The sequence below is a fragment of the Streptomyces sp. NPDC039480 genome, from assembly GCF_055597165.1.
The window spans coordinates 100735-117082 of the sequence record NZ_JBVITX010000018.1 but is presented as its reverse complement, the minus strand read 5'-3'; the positions used below and the strand labels follow the sequence as shown (position 1 = coordinate 117082).

19 protein-coding genes are annotated in these 16348 nt (G+C 71.2%); 7 read left to right on the top strand and 12 right to left on the bottom strand.

Annotated elements, in window-relative coordinates:
- Positions 1 to 59: 59 nt before the first annotated feature.
- Together ACZ56E_RS38445 and ACZ56E_RS38440 are read left to right on the top strand one after the other, a co-directional pair.
- Positions 60 to 1670, top strand: a complete 1611-nt coding sequence (locus ACZ56E_RS38445; protein ID WP_471221650.1) for a hypothetical protein — start codon at positions 60 to 62, stop codon at positions 1668 to 1670.
- A gap of 127 nt (positions 1671 to 1797) precedes the next feature.
- The gene (locus ACZ56E_RS38440; protein ID WP_471221649.1) at positions 1798 to 2232 is read left to right on the top strand and encodes a VOC family protein; all 435 of its coding nucleotides are present in this window, start codon (positions 1798 to 1800) and stop codon (positions 2230 to 2232) included.
- 15 nt (positions 2233 to 2247) lie between these two features.
- Here the strand turns inward: ACZ56E_RS38440 and ACZ56E_RS38435 are convergent, their stop codons facing one another.
- Positions 2248 to 2820, bottom strand: coding sequence for a S1 RNA-binding domain-containing protein (locus ACZ56E_RS38435; RefSeq protein WP_471221648.1), 573 nt, complete (start codon positions 2818 to 2820; stop codon positions 2248 to 2250).
- A 20-nt stretch (positions 2821 to 2840) separates the two neighbouring features.
- On the opposite strand from ACZ56E_RS38435, the gene ACZ56E_RS38430 reads away from it, so the two are divergent.
- Positions 2841 to 3032: a hypothetical protein gene (locus ACZ56E_RS38430; RefSeq protein ID WP_471221647.1), complete on the top strand. Its 192-nt coding sequence runs from the start codon at positions 2841 to 2843 to the stop codon at positions 3030 to 3032.
- Positions 3033 to 3035: 3 nt separating this feature from the next.
- On the opposite strand, the gene ACZ56E_RS38425 is transcribed toward ACZ56E_RS38430, so the two are convergent.
- From ACZ56E_RS38425 to ACZ56E_RS38415, 3 genes are all read right to left on the bottom strand, one after another.
- Positions 3036 to 3812, bottom strand: coding sequence for a hypothetical protein (locus ACZ56E_RS38425; protein ID WP_471221646.1), 777 nt, complete (start codon positions 3810 to 3812; stop codon positions 3036 to 3038).
- Positions 3813 to 3942: 130 nt separating this feature from the next.
- Positions 3943 to 4185 (bottom strand): hypothetical protein, encoded by a 243-nt coding sequence (locus ACZ56E_RS38420; protein ID WP_471221645.1) that lies wholly within the window; start codon positions 4183 to 4185, stop codon positions 3943 to 3945.
- Between the two features lie 110 nt (positions 4186 to 4295).
- A complete protein-coding gene (locus ACZ56E_RS38415) occupies positions 4296 to 4922 on the bottom strand; it encodes a hypothetical protein (protein ID WP_471221644.1) in 627 nt (208 codons plus the stop codon).
- A 256-nt stretch (positions 4923 to 5178) separates the two neighbouring features.
- On the opposite strand from ACZ56E_RS38415, the gene ACZ56E_RS38410 reads away from it, so the two are divergent.
- Positions 5179 to 5538: a hypothetical protein gene (locus ACZ56E_RS38410; RefSeq protein WP_471221643.1), complete on the top strand. Its 360-nt coding sequence runs from the start codon at positions 5179 to 5181 to the stop codon at positions 5536 to 5538.
- An 85-nt stretch (positions 5539 to 5623) separates the two neighbouring features.
- Here the strand turns inward: ACZ56E_RS38410 and ACZ56E_RS38405 are convergent, their stop codons facing one another.
- The 3 genes from ACZ56E_RS38405 to hemG form a co-directional block, all read right to left on the bottom strand.
- On the bottom strand, positions 5624 to 6073 hold the full coding sequence (locus tag ACZ56E_RS38405; RefSeq protein WP_471221642.1) for a YdeI/OmpD-associated family protein: 450 nt from the start codon (positions 6071 to 6073) through the stop codon (positions 5624 to 5626).
- Positions 6074 to 6231: 158 nt separating this feature from the next.
- A complete protein-coding gene (locus ACZ56E_RS38400) occupies positions 6232 to 6864 on the bottom strand; it encodes a mycothiol-dependent nitroreductase Rv2466c family protein (protein WP_471221687.1) in 633 nt (210 codons plus the stop codon).
- Between the two features lie 55 nt (positions 6865 to 6919).
- Complete coding sequence (gene hemG / locus ACZ56E_RS38395) at positions 6920 to 8380, bottom strand: protoporphyrinogen oxidase (RefSeq protein ID WP_471221641.1); 1461 nt, start codon at positions 8378 to 8380, stop codon at positions 6920 to 6922.
- Between the two features lie 219 nt (positions 8381 to 8599).
- Between hemG and ACZ56E_RS38390 the strand changes: the two genes are divergently transcribed.
- Positions 8600 to 9376 carry an alpha/beta fold hydrolase gene (locus ACZ56E_RS38390; protein WP_471221640.1) on the top strand — a complete coding sequence of 259 codons (777 nt, stop codon included), beginning with the start codon at positions 8600 to 8602 and terminating at the stop codon, positions 9374 to 9376.
- Positions 9377 to 9449: 73 nt separating this feature from the next.
- On the opposite strand, the gene ACZ56E_RS38385 is transcribed toward ACZ56E_RS38390, so the two are convergent.
- The 5 genes from ACZ56E_RS38385 to ACZ56E_RS38365 form a co-directional block, all read right to left on the bottom strand.
- Positions 9450 to 10316: an NmrA/HSCARG family protein gene (locus tag ACZ56E_RS38385; RefSeq protein ID WP_471221639.1), complete on the bottom strand. Its 867-nt coding sequence runs from the start codon at positions 10314 to 10316 to the stop codon at positions 9450 to 9452.
- A 121-nt stretch (positions 10317 to 10437) separates the two neighbouring features.
- Positions 10438 to 12216 carry an FAD-dependent monooxygenase gene (locus ACZ56E_RS38380; protein WP_471221638.1) on the bottom strand — a complete coding sequence of 593 codons (1779 nt, stop codon included), beginning with the start codon at positions 12214 to 12216 and terminating at the stop codon, positions 10438 to 10440.
- Positions 12217 to 12435: 219 nt separating this feature from the next.
- Positions 12436 to 13155, bottom strand: a complete 720-nt coding sequence (locus ACZ56E_RS38375) for a gamma-glutamyl-gamma-aminobutyrate hydrolase family protein (RefSeq protein ID WP_471221637.1) — start codon at positions 13153 to 13155, stop codon at positions 12436 to 12438.
- Entirely contained in the window at positions 13152 to 13484 is a 333-nt protein-coding gene (locus tag ACZ56E_RS38370) for a Rieske (2Fe-2S) protein (RefSeq protein WP_468612680.1), read from the bottom strand. Before ACZ56E_RS38370 ends, ACZ56E_RS38375 begins: the two co-directional genes overlap by 4 nt.
- A 129-nt stretch (positions 13485 to 13613) precedes the next feature.
- Complete coding sequence (locus ACZ56E_RS38365; RefSeq protein ID WP_471221636.1) at positions 13614 to 14387, bottom strand: SDR family oxidoreductase; 774 nt, start codon at positions 14385 to 14387, stop codon at positions 13614 to 13616.
- Between the two features lie 366 nt (positions 14388 to 14753).
- Between ACZ56E_RS38365 and ACZ56E_RS38360 the strand changes: the two genes are divergently transcribed.
- Both ACZ56E_RS38360 and ACZ56E_RS38355 read left to right on the top strand, forming a co-directional pair.
- The gene (locus ACZ56E_RS38360) at positions 14754 to 15200 is read left to right on the top strand and encodes a carboxymuconolactone decarboxylase family protein (protein ID WP_471221635.1); all 447 of its coding nucleotides are present in this window, start codon (positions 14754 to 14756) and stop codon (positions 15198 to 15200) included.
- Positions 15201 to 15336: 136 nt separating this feature from the next.
- A complete protein-coding gene (locus ACZ56E_RS38355; protein WP_471221634.1) occupies positions 15337 to 16062 on the top strand; it encodes a sulfotransferase family protein in 726 nt (241 codons plus the stop codon).
- Positions 16063 to 16348: the final 286 nt, after the last annotated feature.

Here is a 16348-nt window from a genome sequence, read left to right as displayed (position 1 = left end):
ATTCGCCCATCCCGCCGGTCATACGCGCGACACACACAGCAAGATCCGATGGGGGAGTCTTGAAGAAGTTCACGGCAGCGCTGGCCACGGGCCTCGTGGTCTGCACTGCCACACAGGTCGCCGCGCCCGCGGCGCACGCAGGGGACGGCGATTCGCGCAGCCGCACGGAAACCCTGCAGGAGGGCGGCAAGATCTACGCCCTCTACGAGCACATGTCCGCGCGTTTCCACCCCAAGGACGTCACGCTCGAGATCCACGCGAAGAACGACCCCGAGGTCCTCGCCAGCGTCCGCCTGACCGGCACCGAGACCTGCCCCGACTCGGGCGAGTGCTACGAGGACACCTTCCGCTCCGAGCCGGTCACCCTGCCCGCCATGGGCGCCTACGTCATCGACGTCGTGGCCAGGGACGGACAGCCCAACGAGATCGTCCAGCGGACGACCGGCTTTCTCAACTACGGCCTCAACCCCAAGCTGACCCTCACCAGCAGCCACCCCTGGATCTCCTACGACAACCCGACCGGCAAGGTCACCGGAACCCTGGTGGCCGAGGACCCCCGCACCCACGAGGTGAAGCCGTTCGCCGGGGTGGGCATGTACTACCGCGCCCGGGAGACCCGCAGCGAGGGATGGGAGTGGACGAACTCCGCGGGGCGGTTCACCACGTCGGGGTACTCCGGTGAGTACGGCACCGACGTCACCTATGAGTACATGTTCGACCAGGAGTACGAGTCGCTCCACCTGCCCTTCCGCAAGCAGGAACTGAAGCTCAAGGTCGACGCCCCGAACGGCACGGTCACCGCCCCTTACGGCAGTGACATCCCCGTCAACGGCAAGCTCACCCGCATCGCGGACGACGGCACCGAAAAGCCGCTGGCCGCCGAGGTGCGCGTCGGCACCGGAGATGTGGGAGACCCCGGCAAGACCGTGGTGAGCGGCGAGAACGGCGCCTTCTCCACCGGCTACACCGTCAGGCGCAGCGGCCCGGTCAGCGTCCAGCCGAGTGCGCGGAGCTGGTTCACGGCGCCGGCCCCGCACTCCTTCACGCTGGCCACGCCCCCGCGCACGAGCCAACTGTCGGACGTCAAGGCCACGGTGAGCAAGTACCGCAAGGTCACCTTCACCGGCAAGCTCGGCGTCACCCAGGGCACCTACCCGGCGGGCACCAAGACACAGGTGTCCATCGACCACCGCCCCGCGGGAGGCACCTGGTCGAGCACCGGCACCTTCGACGCCGCCTACGGCGCCTCCTTCACCGCCTCCTCGCCCAAGAAGGCCGACGCGGGCGCCCAGTGGCGGCTGCGCCTGGTCAACGCGGGCGTGGACAGCGCGAGTTTCAAGCTGGGCCGCAAGTACACCAAGGTCTGGGACGACGGTGTCACGCCCGAGGGCGTCCGCAAGGGCACCCAGGTCACCGCCAAGGGCGGCCTGATGCAGAAGTCCGGATCCACCTGGCGGCCGTACGGCGGGCAGAAGATCCGCGTCTGGTTCAAGGCCGCGACGGCCGGCTCCGCATGGAAGGAACTGGGCAGCACCAAGACGCTGAGCAACGGCACGTTCAGCAAGAAGTTCACCGCCCAGCAGGACGGCACCTGGCAGATGCGCTACACCGACACGGTCAGCTCCCACTACGCGGACTACGGCCGCGAGGACTACGTCGACGTCCGCTAGCGGACACCGGAACACCGAGCGCCACGCACGAAGGCGACCCCGCCTTCGTGCGTGGCCCGGACCGACCGCACAACTCCGCTCACCGCACCGGAAGATGAGCGGACAGCGCCCCTGCTATCGTGCGCCGATGCCAACGATCAAGCAGTTCCAAGTCACCTTCGACTGCGCGGAGCCCGAGCGCGTTGCCCGCTTCTGGTGCGAGGTGCTGGGTTACGTCGCACCGCCGCCCCCGCAGGGCTTCGCCACCTGGGACGACTTCAACAACTCCCAGCCTCCCGAGGAGCGGGGCGCATGGTTCGTGTGCAGCGACCCCTCGGGCGTGGGCCCGCGCCTGTTCTTCCAGCGCGTCCCCGAAGGCAAGACCGCCAAGAACCGGGTGCACCTGGACGTACGGACCGCCACCGGACTGGTGGGGGAGGAGCGCCTGGCCGTACTCGAGGCCGAATGCGCCCGCCTGGTCGCACTCGGCGCGGTCCGCGTGCGACTGCTGCCCGCCGACGAGGAGAACGAGTCGTGCATCGTGATGCAGGACATCGAGGGCAACGAGTTCTGCCTCGACTGACCCGCCGCCGAGGGGTCACTGGTGCTCGGGTGAGGCCTGCCGCCGGGAGAGGGCCAGCCTGCGCCGCTCCCGGTCGATCTCGGTGACGACGACCGTGACCTCCTCGCCGACCTGGACGGCATCCGAGGGGGTGGGCGCGGGCGTCCAGGTGAGCTCGCGCAGGTGGACCAGTCCCTCGATGCCGTCGGCGACCTGGACGAAGACCCCGATGGGGACCAGCTTGGTGACCTGTCCGCGCAGTTTCTGCCCTACCGCGATGCTGTCGGTGAATGCCTGGAAGGGGTCCGGCCGCAGCGCGCGCAAGGACAGTCTGGCCTCCAGGTTCCAGGTGTCGAACTGGAGGAACTCGCAGGAGACCCGCTGCCCGACCTGCACGACGTCGGAAGCCGCCTCGATGCGCCGCCAGGACAGTTCGGGGATGGTGATGAACCCGACGCCGGGGAAGACCGGGTGGCCGGGGCCGTCGTCCAGCGCCACGAAGACGCCGAACCGTTCGATCGCCGCGACAGTGCCGGAAAGGACCTGGCCGTGGTGCAGTGCTTCCAGGAACGTCCACAGTTCCGGGTTCTCAGTCCGTCCGCCCACCATGGGTGCAGCCTTTCACGACGATGAGCGAACAGCACCGGCAAGATGACGAAGAATCCACCTGGGACTCCTTCGGCGCCAGGGGGAAGATCCTGGCCGCGGCCGGCATCGCGGGTCCGGGCATCCTGCTGTGGGCCGCCCTGTTCGTCCTGGAGTTCACCCCCGGGCTGCACGCCCGCACGGGGCGGCACCCGCAGAACCACCGGCGGCGGTAGCGGTCACCCGCGGGGGCGGTGGCCCAGTTCGTGCAGGGCGATGATCAGGGAGCGTTCGCGGGCGAAGTCGGCATGCACGTGCACAGCGGCCGGAGACAGGTGCTCCACGGCCTCGTCGATGGCCGCGAGCGCCTGCGGGTAGTGGCCAAGGCCCCGGCGAGCGGTGGCCTCGCGGAACAGCGCGATCGGGTCGCTGCGGTCGGCGAACGCCCGGTGGCCCAGGATGCGGAGCATGGCCTCTTCGCGGCCCGCCAGGCCGTGGGCCAGCCACAGTCCGTGCAACAGGACATGCAGCGTCTTGGCATGGCCGCCGGCCTGCGCCAGCACCTCTTCCATGTGCGCATACCCGCTGCTGTCGGACTGGGCGAGCAGGGCGAAGGCCCACAACGCCCGTGTGTAGCAGTCCAGTTCGTGGCCGCCGTGCGAGGCGTCGAGCGCCGCGAAGAGGTCCTTGATGCTGTGGCAGCGGAAGTCGTAGCGCAGGCTGTTGAGGTAGAGGTGCCGCAGGGCGCGAGCCGCGGCCGGCTCGTCGTGCCCGGCGACGTGCCGGGCGACCTCGTGCGGTTCCAGCAACAGCAGCGCGCTGCGCCCCATGGCCCGTGCCTGCCACGCGGCATCGGCGCACACCTCGGCCGACTCCTGCCAGGTGGCCCCCACGCCGCCGAGCAGGTCCGCGAGCAGCAGGGGCCAGCACTCACCCTGCGCGGCCGACGCCGCCGCGGCGGCTCGCAGGCGGCGCAGCAGCACCTCACGCCCGCCCGGGCCCATGGCATGAGTCATCGGGTCCTTGCCTTCCGTGGCCGGCCCCCGCGCGCAGGGGCGCTCAGGGCCGCCCGGAGCACGGCGCGGTGGTGAGCAGGGACCGATCCCTCCTCACCACCGCGCCGCCTGCGGCTGCCGAGCGCGTGCGTCAGCGCCGGGCGCCGGGCGCGTGGCCCGTGCCCTCGTGGTCGTAGCCCGCGGCCTCGGCCCAGACGATGCCGAGCGGACCGCCGACGCTGTCGTACTTACCGGCGAACCCCTCGTGGTCGTAGCTCACCTGGTGGTGCGGGGCGTAGCGGTCGTGGTCGTCGTCGGCGACGGCCGCGCCTGCCCCGACGGCCAGGACGGACACGGTCAGGGCGGCGGCGAGGATGGTCGAGCGAACGCGCATGAGTATATTCCTCCTGGAATATGCAGGTACTGTCGCTATGTCACCTGCCGCGGCAGCGGGGCCGGGTAACGGCACAGCCCACCCTCTCCACCCGAACGGGCCCCGGAGTGCTACCGCACGGCCCACTTGATGGGCTCCTTGTAGTACCCCTGCGAGTACGTCACCGACTTCAGTGTGGCGTCGGCGGGAATGAGGTAGGGCTCGCACACGGTGCGCGTCTCGCCCTTCTGCCAGATGTCCTCGCCCTCCAGGCTCTTCCTGCCGTCGTCGCCTGCGCAGTCGGAGGGGCGGCTGGAGAGGTCGCCGATCAGGAGGAACTTGGTCGCGGGCTCGCCCGCGGAGGTCTCGCCGCTCACGTCGCTCATCACCATCGGCTGCTTGACCGCGGAACCGCCGACGTGCTTGGCCTTCACATAGATCCAGGCGACCTTCAGGTCCTGGTACTTCTTCCGGTCGTTCAGCTCGTCGAGGTCGGCCGGCTTGCCCAGGGTGACCTTCGTCGGCGTGAGGGAGAACGTGCCGGTCTTGTCGTACTTGGTTATCTCCTGCGCCGGCCCGGCCTGCCCGAGCTTGAGGTTCTTGGGCGCCTGGCTCGCCTCCGAGGCCCCGCCGGCCCCGCCGGATCTGCTCTTCTTGCCCGATCCGCCGCCGCACGCGGCCAGGGAGAGGGCGGTGAGGGCGGCCACGGCCGCGAGGCCGATGTGCCGGCGGTACTGGGTGGTGCGCTGCGTACTCATGTGTTTCCTGATCCTGTGGTTCTCGGTGTGCGTGGGGGGCTGGTTCATGGGGGGAGGGGATGGCGCATGGGGGTCAATGGTCCTGCGTGGTCAGGACTTTCGTCGCGACTGCACCGGGGCGAGTTTTCCTAAGATACTGACTGCTCGACAGGCCGGCGCCATCGCGCCCGCCTGAGTGGCCGTCACCGCCCGCTCTCACCGCCGGGCATCCCCTGAGCCGTCGTACGCGAGGAGACGCGGAGGAGGTCGAGGTCCCGTGGCCTACCTGTTCATCTTCGGCTGCTTCTGCGTGCTGGGCGTGGTCAGCCTGCTGGCCGCCCGCGCCGGATACCGGGGGCAGGCCTGCGACAGGTCGGTCGGGTACGACGTCCCGGCGCGGGTGCGGGCCGACCCCGTGCTCAGGAAGCGGGCGAACCAGCTGATCGCCTTCTGGTGCACCGGCGCGGCGCTGCTCAGCGTGGCGCCTCTCGTGCCGATCGGCGGCGTGCTCCTGAGCGGCGGCGGGAAGTCCGTCTCCACCTGGGGGCTGGCGGCCTTCGCGCTCTACGGCATGGCCGTGGTGATCGTGGGCGCCTACCCGTTCGAGAAGATCAAGCACCTGGCCGCCGGCGACTGACCCCCCGCAGTGCGCTCTCGCCGTTCCTTCGGCATCTCGGGCGGGCGCCGGCCCGGGATGCCGAAGGCCGGGTGACTCGGTGGGGTTACGTGAACGGCTCGTCGCGCAGCGCCGCCACGGCCTTGTCGATCCGCCTCTGGCGCGTCTCGGGTTTCTTCGCGCTTTCGATGGCGTGCACGTGCGCCCTCTTGCGGCTGGGCGACAACCGGTCGTAGACCTTGCGGGCGATCGGGTCGGCGTCCAGGGCCTGGGTGAAGTCGTCCGGTTCGACCAGGACCCGGGGCTCGGTGTCCAGGGCGAGTTCCACCTCGACCTCCTCACCGGTCTCCACCCCGGCGGCCTCCCGGTTGGCCTTGCTGAAGCCGATCAAATGGCGGCCCCGCATGATCGCGAGCCGGCTGTTCCAGGAGTGCCCGTTGACCGTGATGGTCACGGCCGGTCGTTTGCCTCCGTCGAGCTTCTCCACGACCTCCGGAGGAACTTCCAGGCCCCGCATGGGCTCGGGAGGCTCGACGTAGGTTCGGAACTTCATCATCTGCTCCTGTCGACGTGTGCCGGCGCGCGGCGCGACGGTCACCTCCGTGCGTTCGGTGACCGTGCTGTGTCACATCCTGACGGGGGCGGGCGCCCCCGGTGCGGGGTTCGGCGCCATCCGTGTGGCGCAGCGCGGGCCGACGGCCGAAGGCATCGGTGTCAGTCGAACACCGGCTTGCGGTCGCGGGTGCGCTTGAGCTCGAAGAACCCGTCGGTCGCGGTGACCAGCAGCACGCCGTCCCACAGCTTCGCCGCGGCCTCGCCCCGCGGCACCGGGGTGACCACCGGGCCGAAGAACGCGTTGCCGTCCACGGCGATCACCGGGGTGCCCACGTCATAGCCGACCTGGTCCATGCCGGCGTGGTGCGAGGCGCGCAGCGCCGTGTCGTACTCGGTGGAGTCCATCGCCGCGGCCAGCTCCCCGTCCAGGCCGGCCGCCTCCAGCGCGGCCCGCAGGGTGGCCCGGTCCTTGGGCGCCTTCTCGTGGTGGTAGCGGGTGCCCAGTTCGGTGTAGAGGCGGCCCAGCACCTCGGGGCCGTACTTCTGCTCGGCGGCGACACACACCCGTACCGGCCCGAAACCCAGCCCGACGCGGTACTTGTGCGGCACGTCGCGCCCTTCGTTGAGGACGGCGAGACTCATCACGCGCCAGCGCACGGTGATGGGCCGCCGGGCCGCCACCTCGTGGATCCACCGCGAGGCGATCCACGCCCACGGGCACTGCGGGTCGAACCAGAAGTCGACGGCGCTCATGGTGTCCTGGGGCATCGGGCTCGCGGTGTCCTGGGGCATCGACATGTCAGCCTCCTTTGCAAGGGTCCTGTGCTGCCTGCGGGGTGCGGGCCTGTCATGCCGAGGGGGCGGAGGCGTGGGTGCGCAGCCCGCCGAGCACGTCCTCGGCGGCCTTGAGGGCACTGGCCACGCACTGGCCGACCCCGACCCCGTCGTAGGCGGCGCCGCACACCGCGAGCCCCGGCTGCGTGCTGACCCCCGCGCGGACGCGCGCCACCCGCTCCAGGTGTCCGACCGTGTACTGCGGCACCGCCGCGTCCCACCGGTTCACCCGTGAGGCCAGCGGCCCGCCCCTCACCCCGGTGACCTCGGCGAGTTCGGCGCACGCGAGTGCGACGAGGTCGGCGTCCTCGCGCCCCAGCAGGTCCTCGCCGCCGCTGCCGCCCGCCTGGCACCGCACGATGTCCACCTCGCCCGCCAGGTGCGGCCACTTCATGGTGGAGAAGGTGACCACCTTCAGTGCCCGCCCGTCCACCGCAGGCACCCGGTAGCCGCTGTGTCCCAGGGCGCGCATCGCCGAGAGGGCCGTGCGGGGGAAGGCGAGCGTGATGATGACGGAGCCGGCGTAGGGGATCTCGGCGAGCGCCGTGGCGGCCTGGGGGCTGCCGGCCCCGGCGAGCAGCGGTCCTGCGTGGGCGGCGGGGGTGGCGACGATGACGGCGTCCGCGTCGAGGTGCTCCGGCCCGGCGGCGGTGTGCACGCTCACCCGCCAGCCGTCCTCGCGGCGTTCGAGCGCGCGCACCGCGCTCCCGGTGCGCACCGCCGAGCCGGGCGAGGCGGCGAGCAGCCCGTCGGCCAGGACCTGGGGCAGGGAGCCGAGCCCCCGGGCCAGGGTGGAGATGCCGGTGGTGGGCTCCTGCCCGGGCGGCGGCGGGGCGGGCAGCAGCGCCCCGGCCGCCTCGGCCAGTGAGGCGCGCCGGCGCGCGGCGGTGACCAGCGGGGTGAGCGTGGCCTGGAACGACAGCTCCTGGGCGCGGCCGAAGTAGGCGTCGGACAGGAACGGGTCCACCAGGCGGTCCACGACCTCACGGCCCATCCGGGCGCCGACGAAGTCCGCCACGGACACATCCCCGCCCCGCTCGCTCTGCTCCAGCGTCAGGTCCTGGCGCGCCCGGGCCATGCCCGCATCGGACAGGACGCCGGACTTGGCGAGCTCGTCCATGTCGCAGGGCACACCCATGAACTGACGGTCCAGCGGCGGCCGCAGCTGCTGACCGCTCCACAGCGCCATCGACTTGGTGCCCGCCGCCACGACCTGGTCCTCCAGGCCGGCCGCCTTGAGCAGGCGGGCGGTCTTGGGCCGCCGCGCGTAGGTCGACTCCGCGCCCTCGTCGATGACGACGCCCGCCAGCTCCGACACCGACAGCTGCCCGCCCAGCCGGGACCCGGCCTCGAGGACGGTCACCCGCACCGGCTCCTCGCGCAGGAAGAACGCCGCCGCCAGCCCCGCGACGCCACCCCCGACGACGACCACATGCGGAACCGCGCCCGCCTGAGCCATTCCGTTGTCCGCCATACGACCTGCTCCTTCGTGGATACGGTGTCGCATCAGTTTTGAAGGGGCACCGATAGTCTCGGTTGAGCGGGAGTGGACCCGAAATCCACCTGAACCAGGGGCACTTGAGGCCCTTTGTGTGCGGCGCCGCACCCGATTCATCCTCAACCCGTCATCGACCGGGCCACTGGACATTCGCTGCGACAACACACCCTTGGAACCCGAATGGAGAGTGGTGGCATGCGGAAGGTCGTGTCCCAGGACGGCACAACGATCGCCTGTCGCAGCACCGGCGACGGCCCGCCCATCGTGCTGATGAACGGCGCGTTCCGCGATCACACCATCTTCGACGCGCTGGTCCCGGAGCTGGCGCCGCACTGCACCACCTACGTCTACGACCGCCGCGGCCGCGGACAGAGTGGCGACAGCCCCCAGTACGCCGTCGAGCGCGAGATCGAGGACCTCGCGGCGGTCATCGACGACGCCGGCGGACAGGCGGTCGTCTTCGCCGGCTCCACCGGCGCGAACCTGGCCCTGGAAGCGGCCCTGGCCGGCGTGCCGATCACCAAACTCGCGCTGCACGAGCCCTACTTCCGCATCGCCCCCCACCCCAAGCCCCCGGCGGACTGCATGGACACCCTGCGCACGCTGCTCGCCCAGGACCGGCGCGGCGACACCGCGGAGTACTGGCTGCGCGAACTGCTGGGACTGAGCCCCGAGGTCATCGCCGACTGGCGCAAGGCCCCCCTGTGGGCGACGAACGAGGCCAACGCCCACACCCTGGTGTACGACACGACCATCCTGGGCGACTTCGAGGTGCCCGCCGAACGCCTGGCGACGCTGCGCACCCCGGCGCTGGTCCTCAACAGTGACGCGACCGGCGACTGGCTGCGCGACGCGGCCCGGGCGACCGCGACCGTCCTGCCCAACGGCTGGGGGATGCAACTGCCCGGCTCCTGGCACCGCATCGACACCGACATCCTGGGCCGGGTCCTCGCCGGCTTCGCCACCACCTGAAAAGAGCAGCTCCGCCGCCGCGGCCGGTATCCATCACCGGCCGCGGCGGCGGCATGCCCGAAGGAGTCCGGTATCAGGCTGTCGGGACGCTCCAGTTGTCGCGCAGCCACGTCTCCAGGCCGACCAGGCCGGGCCGCAGACGGCGCAGCTCGGCCATGTCGGCGCTGTAGCCCTCGGTGTCCAGCCAGTCGAACATGGCGGCCAGGTCCGGGCGGGCCGTGCGCAGCGGCTCGAAGGAGCGCTGCTCGTAGCGGGCCGGGACACCGGCCACCTTCCCGAACGCCTCGGCGATCTGCGGTCCGGTCAGCTCCGCACCGGCGATCTCGACCTGCCGGCCCAGCCACGCCTCCGGATCCCCGAAGGCATCCGCGGCGAACGCCCCGATGTCACTGGTCGCGATCACCTGGACCGGGACCTCGGGGCGCAGCCACAGGCCAAGGACCAGCTCACCGTCGACCAGCCGGGGGCCCAGGTCCAGGAGGATGTCGTAGAACATGGTCGGCCGCAGCACCGTCGCCGGCAGACCGAGCTTGTGGACGTACTGCTCGATGTTCCACTTGCTCTGGAAGTGCGGGATGACCTCGCAGCGGTCCGCGCCGCCCACCGAGCTGTACACGAAGTGGGCCACGCCCGCCTCGGCGGCGGCGTCGGCCACCGCCTTGCCCTGCCGCTCCTCCGCGGCCACCCCGCCGGGCCCCCGGAACGTCTGGACGCTGAACACCCCCCGCATGCCCCGCATCGCCGCGTCCAGCGACGCCCTGTCCTCCAGGTCGCCGCGCACGAGCACCGCACCCGCCTCGGCGAGCGCGAGCGCCGCGGGCGCCTGCGGATCACGCACCAGCGCGTGCACGACCCGCCCCCGGCGCAGCAGCTCGCGGGCCGTCGCACCTCCTTGTCGGCCGGTTCCGCCCAGCACCAGGACCGCTCCGTCTACCGCCACCGTATTCCTCCGTTGTCCATTGCCTCGCCGACGTCGTCCATGGCCCCACCGATAGTTGTGGTCCCGGCCCGCCGGGCATGCCGTGCCCAAGGGCCGGGACCCTTTCGTCTGTCGCGTCCGATCAGGAAGCGGAACCCGCAGGGACACCCGGGTCGAGAATGCGGGAGAACGCCTGGGCGAGCAGGTCCGCGGGGTTCTCGCCGGCGCCCATGCTGCGCCAGGCCACATGGTTGTCGGGGCGCACCAGGACGGCGCCGTCCCCGGAGACCTCGCGGACGCTCTCCCAGCCGCCCTCGACGTCGGCGCACTCCGCGCCCTCGCCGATGCGCACCGCGTGGATGGTGAGGGAGAGCTTCTCCGCCACCTGCGCGGCCGCCTCCACCCACGCGCCGCCCCGCGCCCCGGTGATCAGCACGAACCCGGCCGGGGAGCCGGTCAGGTCGTGCGTGGACAGGCGCCGGCCGTCCCGCTCGAGCCAGGCGTGCGGCAGCCGGTGCCCGGGCCGGGTCGTGGGCTGGTACACATCGCGCATCGGCACCCTTGCCGGGGGCCGGCTGCCGTCGGGGACGACCGCGCCCTGCTCGTAGTTGAAGCCGATCTCGAAGTCGTGCGCCTGGCAGCCGGCGCGGTGGGTGTCCAGGATCTCCGCGGTCCGGGCCCGCACCACCTCACCGATGGGGGACTGGTCGAAGTACGCGGCGAACATCCGCTGCCTGCGCTGGGCGGGGGCGTGCGGGCCAAGGCCCACGGTGTCCAGGACGGCCTGGTGGTGGGAGGCCGCCGACACCGCCCAGTCGACGTTGAGCTGGCACACGGGCCGCCGCTCGGCCTCGTAGGTGTCCAGGAAGGCGTCGTCGGTGCGGCCGCCGAGCACCGCGGCCAGCTTCCACGCCAGGTTGTGGGCGTCCTGGATACCGGAGTTCAGCCCGAGGCCGACGGTGGGCGGCTGGCGGTGCGCGGAGTCGCCGGCCAGCAGCACCCGCCCCTTGCGGTACCGCTCGGCGACCAGCGCCTGCACCGTCCAGTTGGTCACGTGGTGCAAGGTCAGCTCCAGGTCGGGCAGGCCCAGCAACTGGCGCACCCGGGCCACGACCGACTCCTCGTCGAGCCGGTCGGCGTCCATCGGCGGGAAGTGCAGGACCCACTCCTCGCAGGCCTTGCCCCAGCTGGGCCCCATCTCGATGAGGTTGCTGCACAGGTCCGGGTCGTGGGCGTTGAGGAAGTGGGTGAGCAGGGTGCCCTCCTGCCACCACTGCGACAGATCCGCGGTGAAGTAAGCGGTCGTCACATCCAGCAGGCCGGGCACGCCCTGCATCTCGATGCCCAGGGCGCCGCCCACCGTGCGGCCGCCGTCGGCCCCGATCAGATAGCGGGCGGTGACCGTGGTGCTCTCGCCGGTGGCCCGCTCGCGGATCTCGGCGACCACCCGGTCGCCCTCGTCGGTGAAGGCGACCATCTCGTGGCCGAACAGCACGCGTCCGGGGTTACGTTCCTCCGCGGTGCGGCGCAGGATCGGCTCCAGGCGCACCTGCGGCAGCTTGACCGGCATGACGGGGCCTGCCGCCGCGTACCGCTCACGCAGCGAGCCGCCGCCGAAGGCGTCGATCTCGTGGATCAGCCGGGCGTCCATCGGCTGGTCCCCGGCGAGCGAGGTCAGCCAGCGCAGCTTCCCGAACAGTTCCAGGGGCGCCCCCTGTTCCACCATCGGCCCGTCGAGCCCGTGCTGACGGAAGATCTCCATCGTGCGCTGGTTGAGGTAGTGGGCCTTGGGCACGTGCGCGGTGTCCGCGTGCCGTTCGACGAGCAGGTGGTCCACACCGTGGTCGGACAGGAAGTTGGAGGCGGCAAGACCGCATCCGCCACCGCCCACGATAAGAACCGGAACCTCGACTGCTCCCATTTTCGTCCTTCCGGAAGGTGACAGTCTCACGCTCACGGGGACTGCCGAATGTGCCGGGAATGAAAGGCGACACGGAATGTGTCGTGATCGGCTGTGCGTGCTGAGCCGTGCATGGTGAGGCGAAATGTGCGCGAAGCATGACCAGGGGTTCTCTAGCCCGGGTCGATGACGGGTGGATCCCGCCGGGCGGATCGCGTCGGGCGGATCGCGGCGGGTGGGTCAGCTGCGCCGGGCCGCGTCCGCCAGGGCCCGGTGCAGGCGGTCGTCCTCGGTCTGGCCGGCCTCCCACTGCACGCCGAGCGCGAAGGGGTGGCCCACCGCCTCGACCGCCTCGACCACGCCGTCCGGCGTGCGGGCGGTGGCGGCCAGGCCGGTGCCGACACGGTCCACGGCCTGGTGGTGGTGGCAGGCGGTCTTGGGGGTGTCGTCGCCGAAGATCTGGGCGATGCGGCTGCCGGCCCGCAGCTCCAGGACATGTTGGCCGAACTCGAAACCGGCGCCCTGCGGGCGGTGCGCGTCGCTGCCGGTGACCTCCGGCAGATGCTGGTGCAAGGTGCCCGCGCACCGCACGTTGAGCAGCTGCATGCCGCGGCAGATGGCCAGCAGCGGCAGCCCCTCCTCCAACGCGGCGCCGATCAGGGCGAGTTCGGCCCGGTCCATGTCCGGGCTGCCGCCGCGGGTCCTGGGGTGCCGCTCCTGCCCGTACAGTGCGGGATCCACATCCGGGCCGCCCGGGACGAGCAGACCCTGCAGATCACCGACGAGCTGCTCGGCGCCGGGCCCCAGCGGCAGCACCACGGGAACGCAGCCCGCGGCGGCCAGGAAGTCCACGTGCGACTGGAGCGAGAGGCTCACCACCATGTCGGCGCCCTGCAGGGCGACCGGGACCGTCCGTGCGGTGATCCCGACCACCGGCCTGGCTGACTGCGCTGACTTCATGTCGACTGTCCCTGGTCCTTGGAGTGGGGCGCCACGTAGACGAAGCCGTCCTCGACCTTGACCCGGTAGGTGGCGATCGGCTGGGTCGCCGGCGGGTTGACGGGCTCACCGGTGCGCAGGTCGAAGCACGAGCCGTGCAGCCAGCACTCGATCGTGGTGCCGTAGACCTCCCCCTCGGCGAGGGAGACCTCGGCGTGCGAGCACAAATCGCTGACCGCGTACACCGTGTCGTTCCTGCGCACCAGTGCCACCGGTGCGTCCTCGACCTCCACCGCGATCGCGCCGTCGGCCGGGATCTTGTCCACCGGGCAAACCTTGATGAAGCTCATCGCTCCCGCTCTCCTCCTGCATCGGGGTCCGGCATCTCCCGGATCTCACGCGCCGGGAGTCACGTTCCGCCCGCACTCTTGAGGATGAGCCGAGCAGAAGACGAGGTTCATCGGAGTCCGCGGACTCCGCTACCAGGGCACCGGGCCGTCCTCCGACAGGGACGCCCCCGTGGGTCCCGCGGCGTCCAGCAGCGCGAGACGCACCGCGATCACGGCGCCCTGGGCGGGGGTGCGCTGTCCCCGGTGGCCGTTGATGTCCGTGGCCACCACGCCGGGATGGGCCGCGTTCACCTTGACCGGGGTGCCCCGCAGCTCCTTGGCGTAGGCCACGGTGAGGGCGTTGAGCGCGGTCTTGGAGGACTGGTAGGCGAGCATGTTGACGTGGGCCATCGGGGAGGCCGGATCGGCGTTCAGGGCCAGCGAACCCAGGTGGCTGGACATGTTGACGATGCGCCCGGCCGGCGAGCGGCGCAGCAGCGGCAGCATCGCGTTGGTCACCGTGACCACGCCGAAGACATTGGTCTCGTACACCTCCCGCAGGTCGTCCGCGGCCGCCTGGCTGGGCGCACCGGTGAACCCCCCGGCGATCCCGGCGTTGTTGACCAGGATGTCCAGGCGGCCGTAGCGCTGCTCGATGAGGGCCGCGGCCCGGGCCACGCAGGCCGCGTCGCGCACGTCGATGTGCAGCGGCACCGCCGTGATGCCGCGGTCCGCCAGCACGGCGCTCGCCTGTTTGCCGCGCACCTCGTCCCTGGCACCGACCAGGACGACGGCTCCCCGCTCGCCCAACTGCCGTGCGGTCTCCTGCCCGATGCCCTTGTTGGCGCCCGTGATGAGCGCGATCTTGTCGAGGGGCACGTCGATGATCCCTTCTCTCGTCGAGGGGGTAGGGGAGTGGCTCACCCATGGCTCACCCGGGGCACACCCGTAACTCACCCGGGGCTCACCCGTGACTCACCCGGGGATGACCCACGGCGGAACCCGTCGCGGGTCATCCCGCGCCGGAACCCGTCGAAGAGTCACACAGTTCGACCGGCCCGCCCCGGGCCATGGTGAACGCAGGAGATGTTCAACTGCGGCAACACGCGGTCGAACACCGGCCGCGCACCGCGCCGTTCGCCGCCCCCTTGCAGGACGGACAGCGCGACGGCAGCCTGGTGCACCGGCACTCGCCGCTGCCCGCCCCCGCTCTGCTCACCGCCCCCGCGCATCCGGCCGGAGGGCGCCGGAGCGATGTCGGTGCGGGCCCGACTCACAGGAGACGCCCCGATGCCACCTCGGATGAACAACCCCTCGCTGGTCGTCGCCGACGCCCTGCAGCCCCTGCTCGACCTGACCAAGGTCATCGGCAAGGTCGGCGTTCCGCAGCGCACGCTCGACCTCATCCGGCTGCGGGTGAGCCAGATCAACGGCCGCGTCTACACCATCCCCGACGACCTGGGGCAGGCCGCCGAGGCGGACACCCGCCTGCCGCAGGTGGCCGAGTGGCGCGAGGCGACCTGCTTCAGCCCCGCCGAGCGCGCCGCCCTGGCGCTGGCCGAGGACGCCACCGAACTCAGCGGCCGGGAGGACGCGGTGCCCGACGAGGTCTGGCAGGAGGCGACCGAGCACTACACCGAGGAGGAACTCGCCTCCCTGGTCATCCACATCGGCCTGGTCAACTGCTGGAACCGCATCAACGTCGCCACCCGGCAGGTGCCCGCGCCCTGGCGCTGAACCGCCCCGCCCCCCGGCCACCGCCCGCGCGGTGAGCAGGGGCCTGTCACATCTGCGCGCCGCCGGGCGTCATAGCAGTGACGGCCGGCCCCGCACGCACCCGGACGACACCCAGCCGCAGGGAAGGAACCGCACCGTGTTGAAGCTCATCAACGCCGGTCTCGGCAGGACCGGGACCACCTCACTCCAGGTGGCGCTGGAACAGCTCGGCTACGGCCCCTGCTACCACATGTTCGACATCGTCGGCGACGAGAAGCGCCTCGAGCAGTGGGAACGCATCATCTGCGAGGGGCAACAGCCCGACTGGGAGACGGTGTTCGAGGGGTACGCCTCCGCGGTGGACGGCCCGCCCTCCTTCTACTACGACCAGATCATCCAGACGTTCCCCGCCGCCAAGGTCGTCCTCACGGTGCGCGACGCCGAGGGCTGGTACGAGAGCACGTACAACACGCTCTACCAGTTCGTCCTGAAGAACAAGGAGACCCCTCCCGAGCAGGGCACCCGGCAGGCCCGGGTCTACCGCATGACCAACGTCATGACCTGGGAGGGGCTCTTCAAGGGCCGGTTCTCCGACAAGGACCACGCCATCGAGGTCTACCACCGCCGCAACCAGGAGATCATCGACGCGGTCCCCGCCGACAACCTCCTGGTCTACGACGTCAAGCAGGGCTGGGAACCGCTCTGCGCCTTCCTGGGCGAACAGGCGCCGGCCACGGACTTCCCGCACGCCAACACCACCGCGAACATGCGCGAGAGGATGCAGCAGATGGCCGCCGGCGGCCCGCCCGCTGCCGGTGGCCCGCCCGCTGCCGGTGGCCCGTCCGCCCCCGGTGGTCCGTCCGCCCCCGGCGGAGCGCGGTAACAGCACCCCCTCGCTTTTCTCCATTCCCCCGCGGAGAGCCGAATTACCGGCTGCTCCGCGGGGGTTTTCGCGTTTACAGAACCGGCCCGCCGTACTGGCCCGATACCGCCATTCCAGCCCCGCTCGACCGGCGGTCATTGTTCAACCGCAGTTGTTTTCACGCCACTTCCCGCAGCCGCTAGTCTCGCGCCGCCCCCTGGACCTTTGCCCGTGAAAACCGGCTTCGTCGGCCTGCCCGAATATCGGCCCGGCGGCGGACCAGCCTCAAGAAGGGGATTACGTGAGG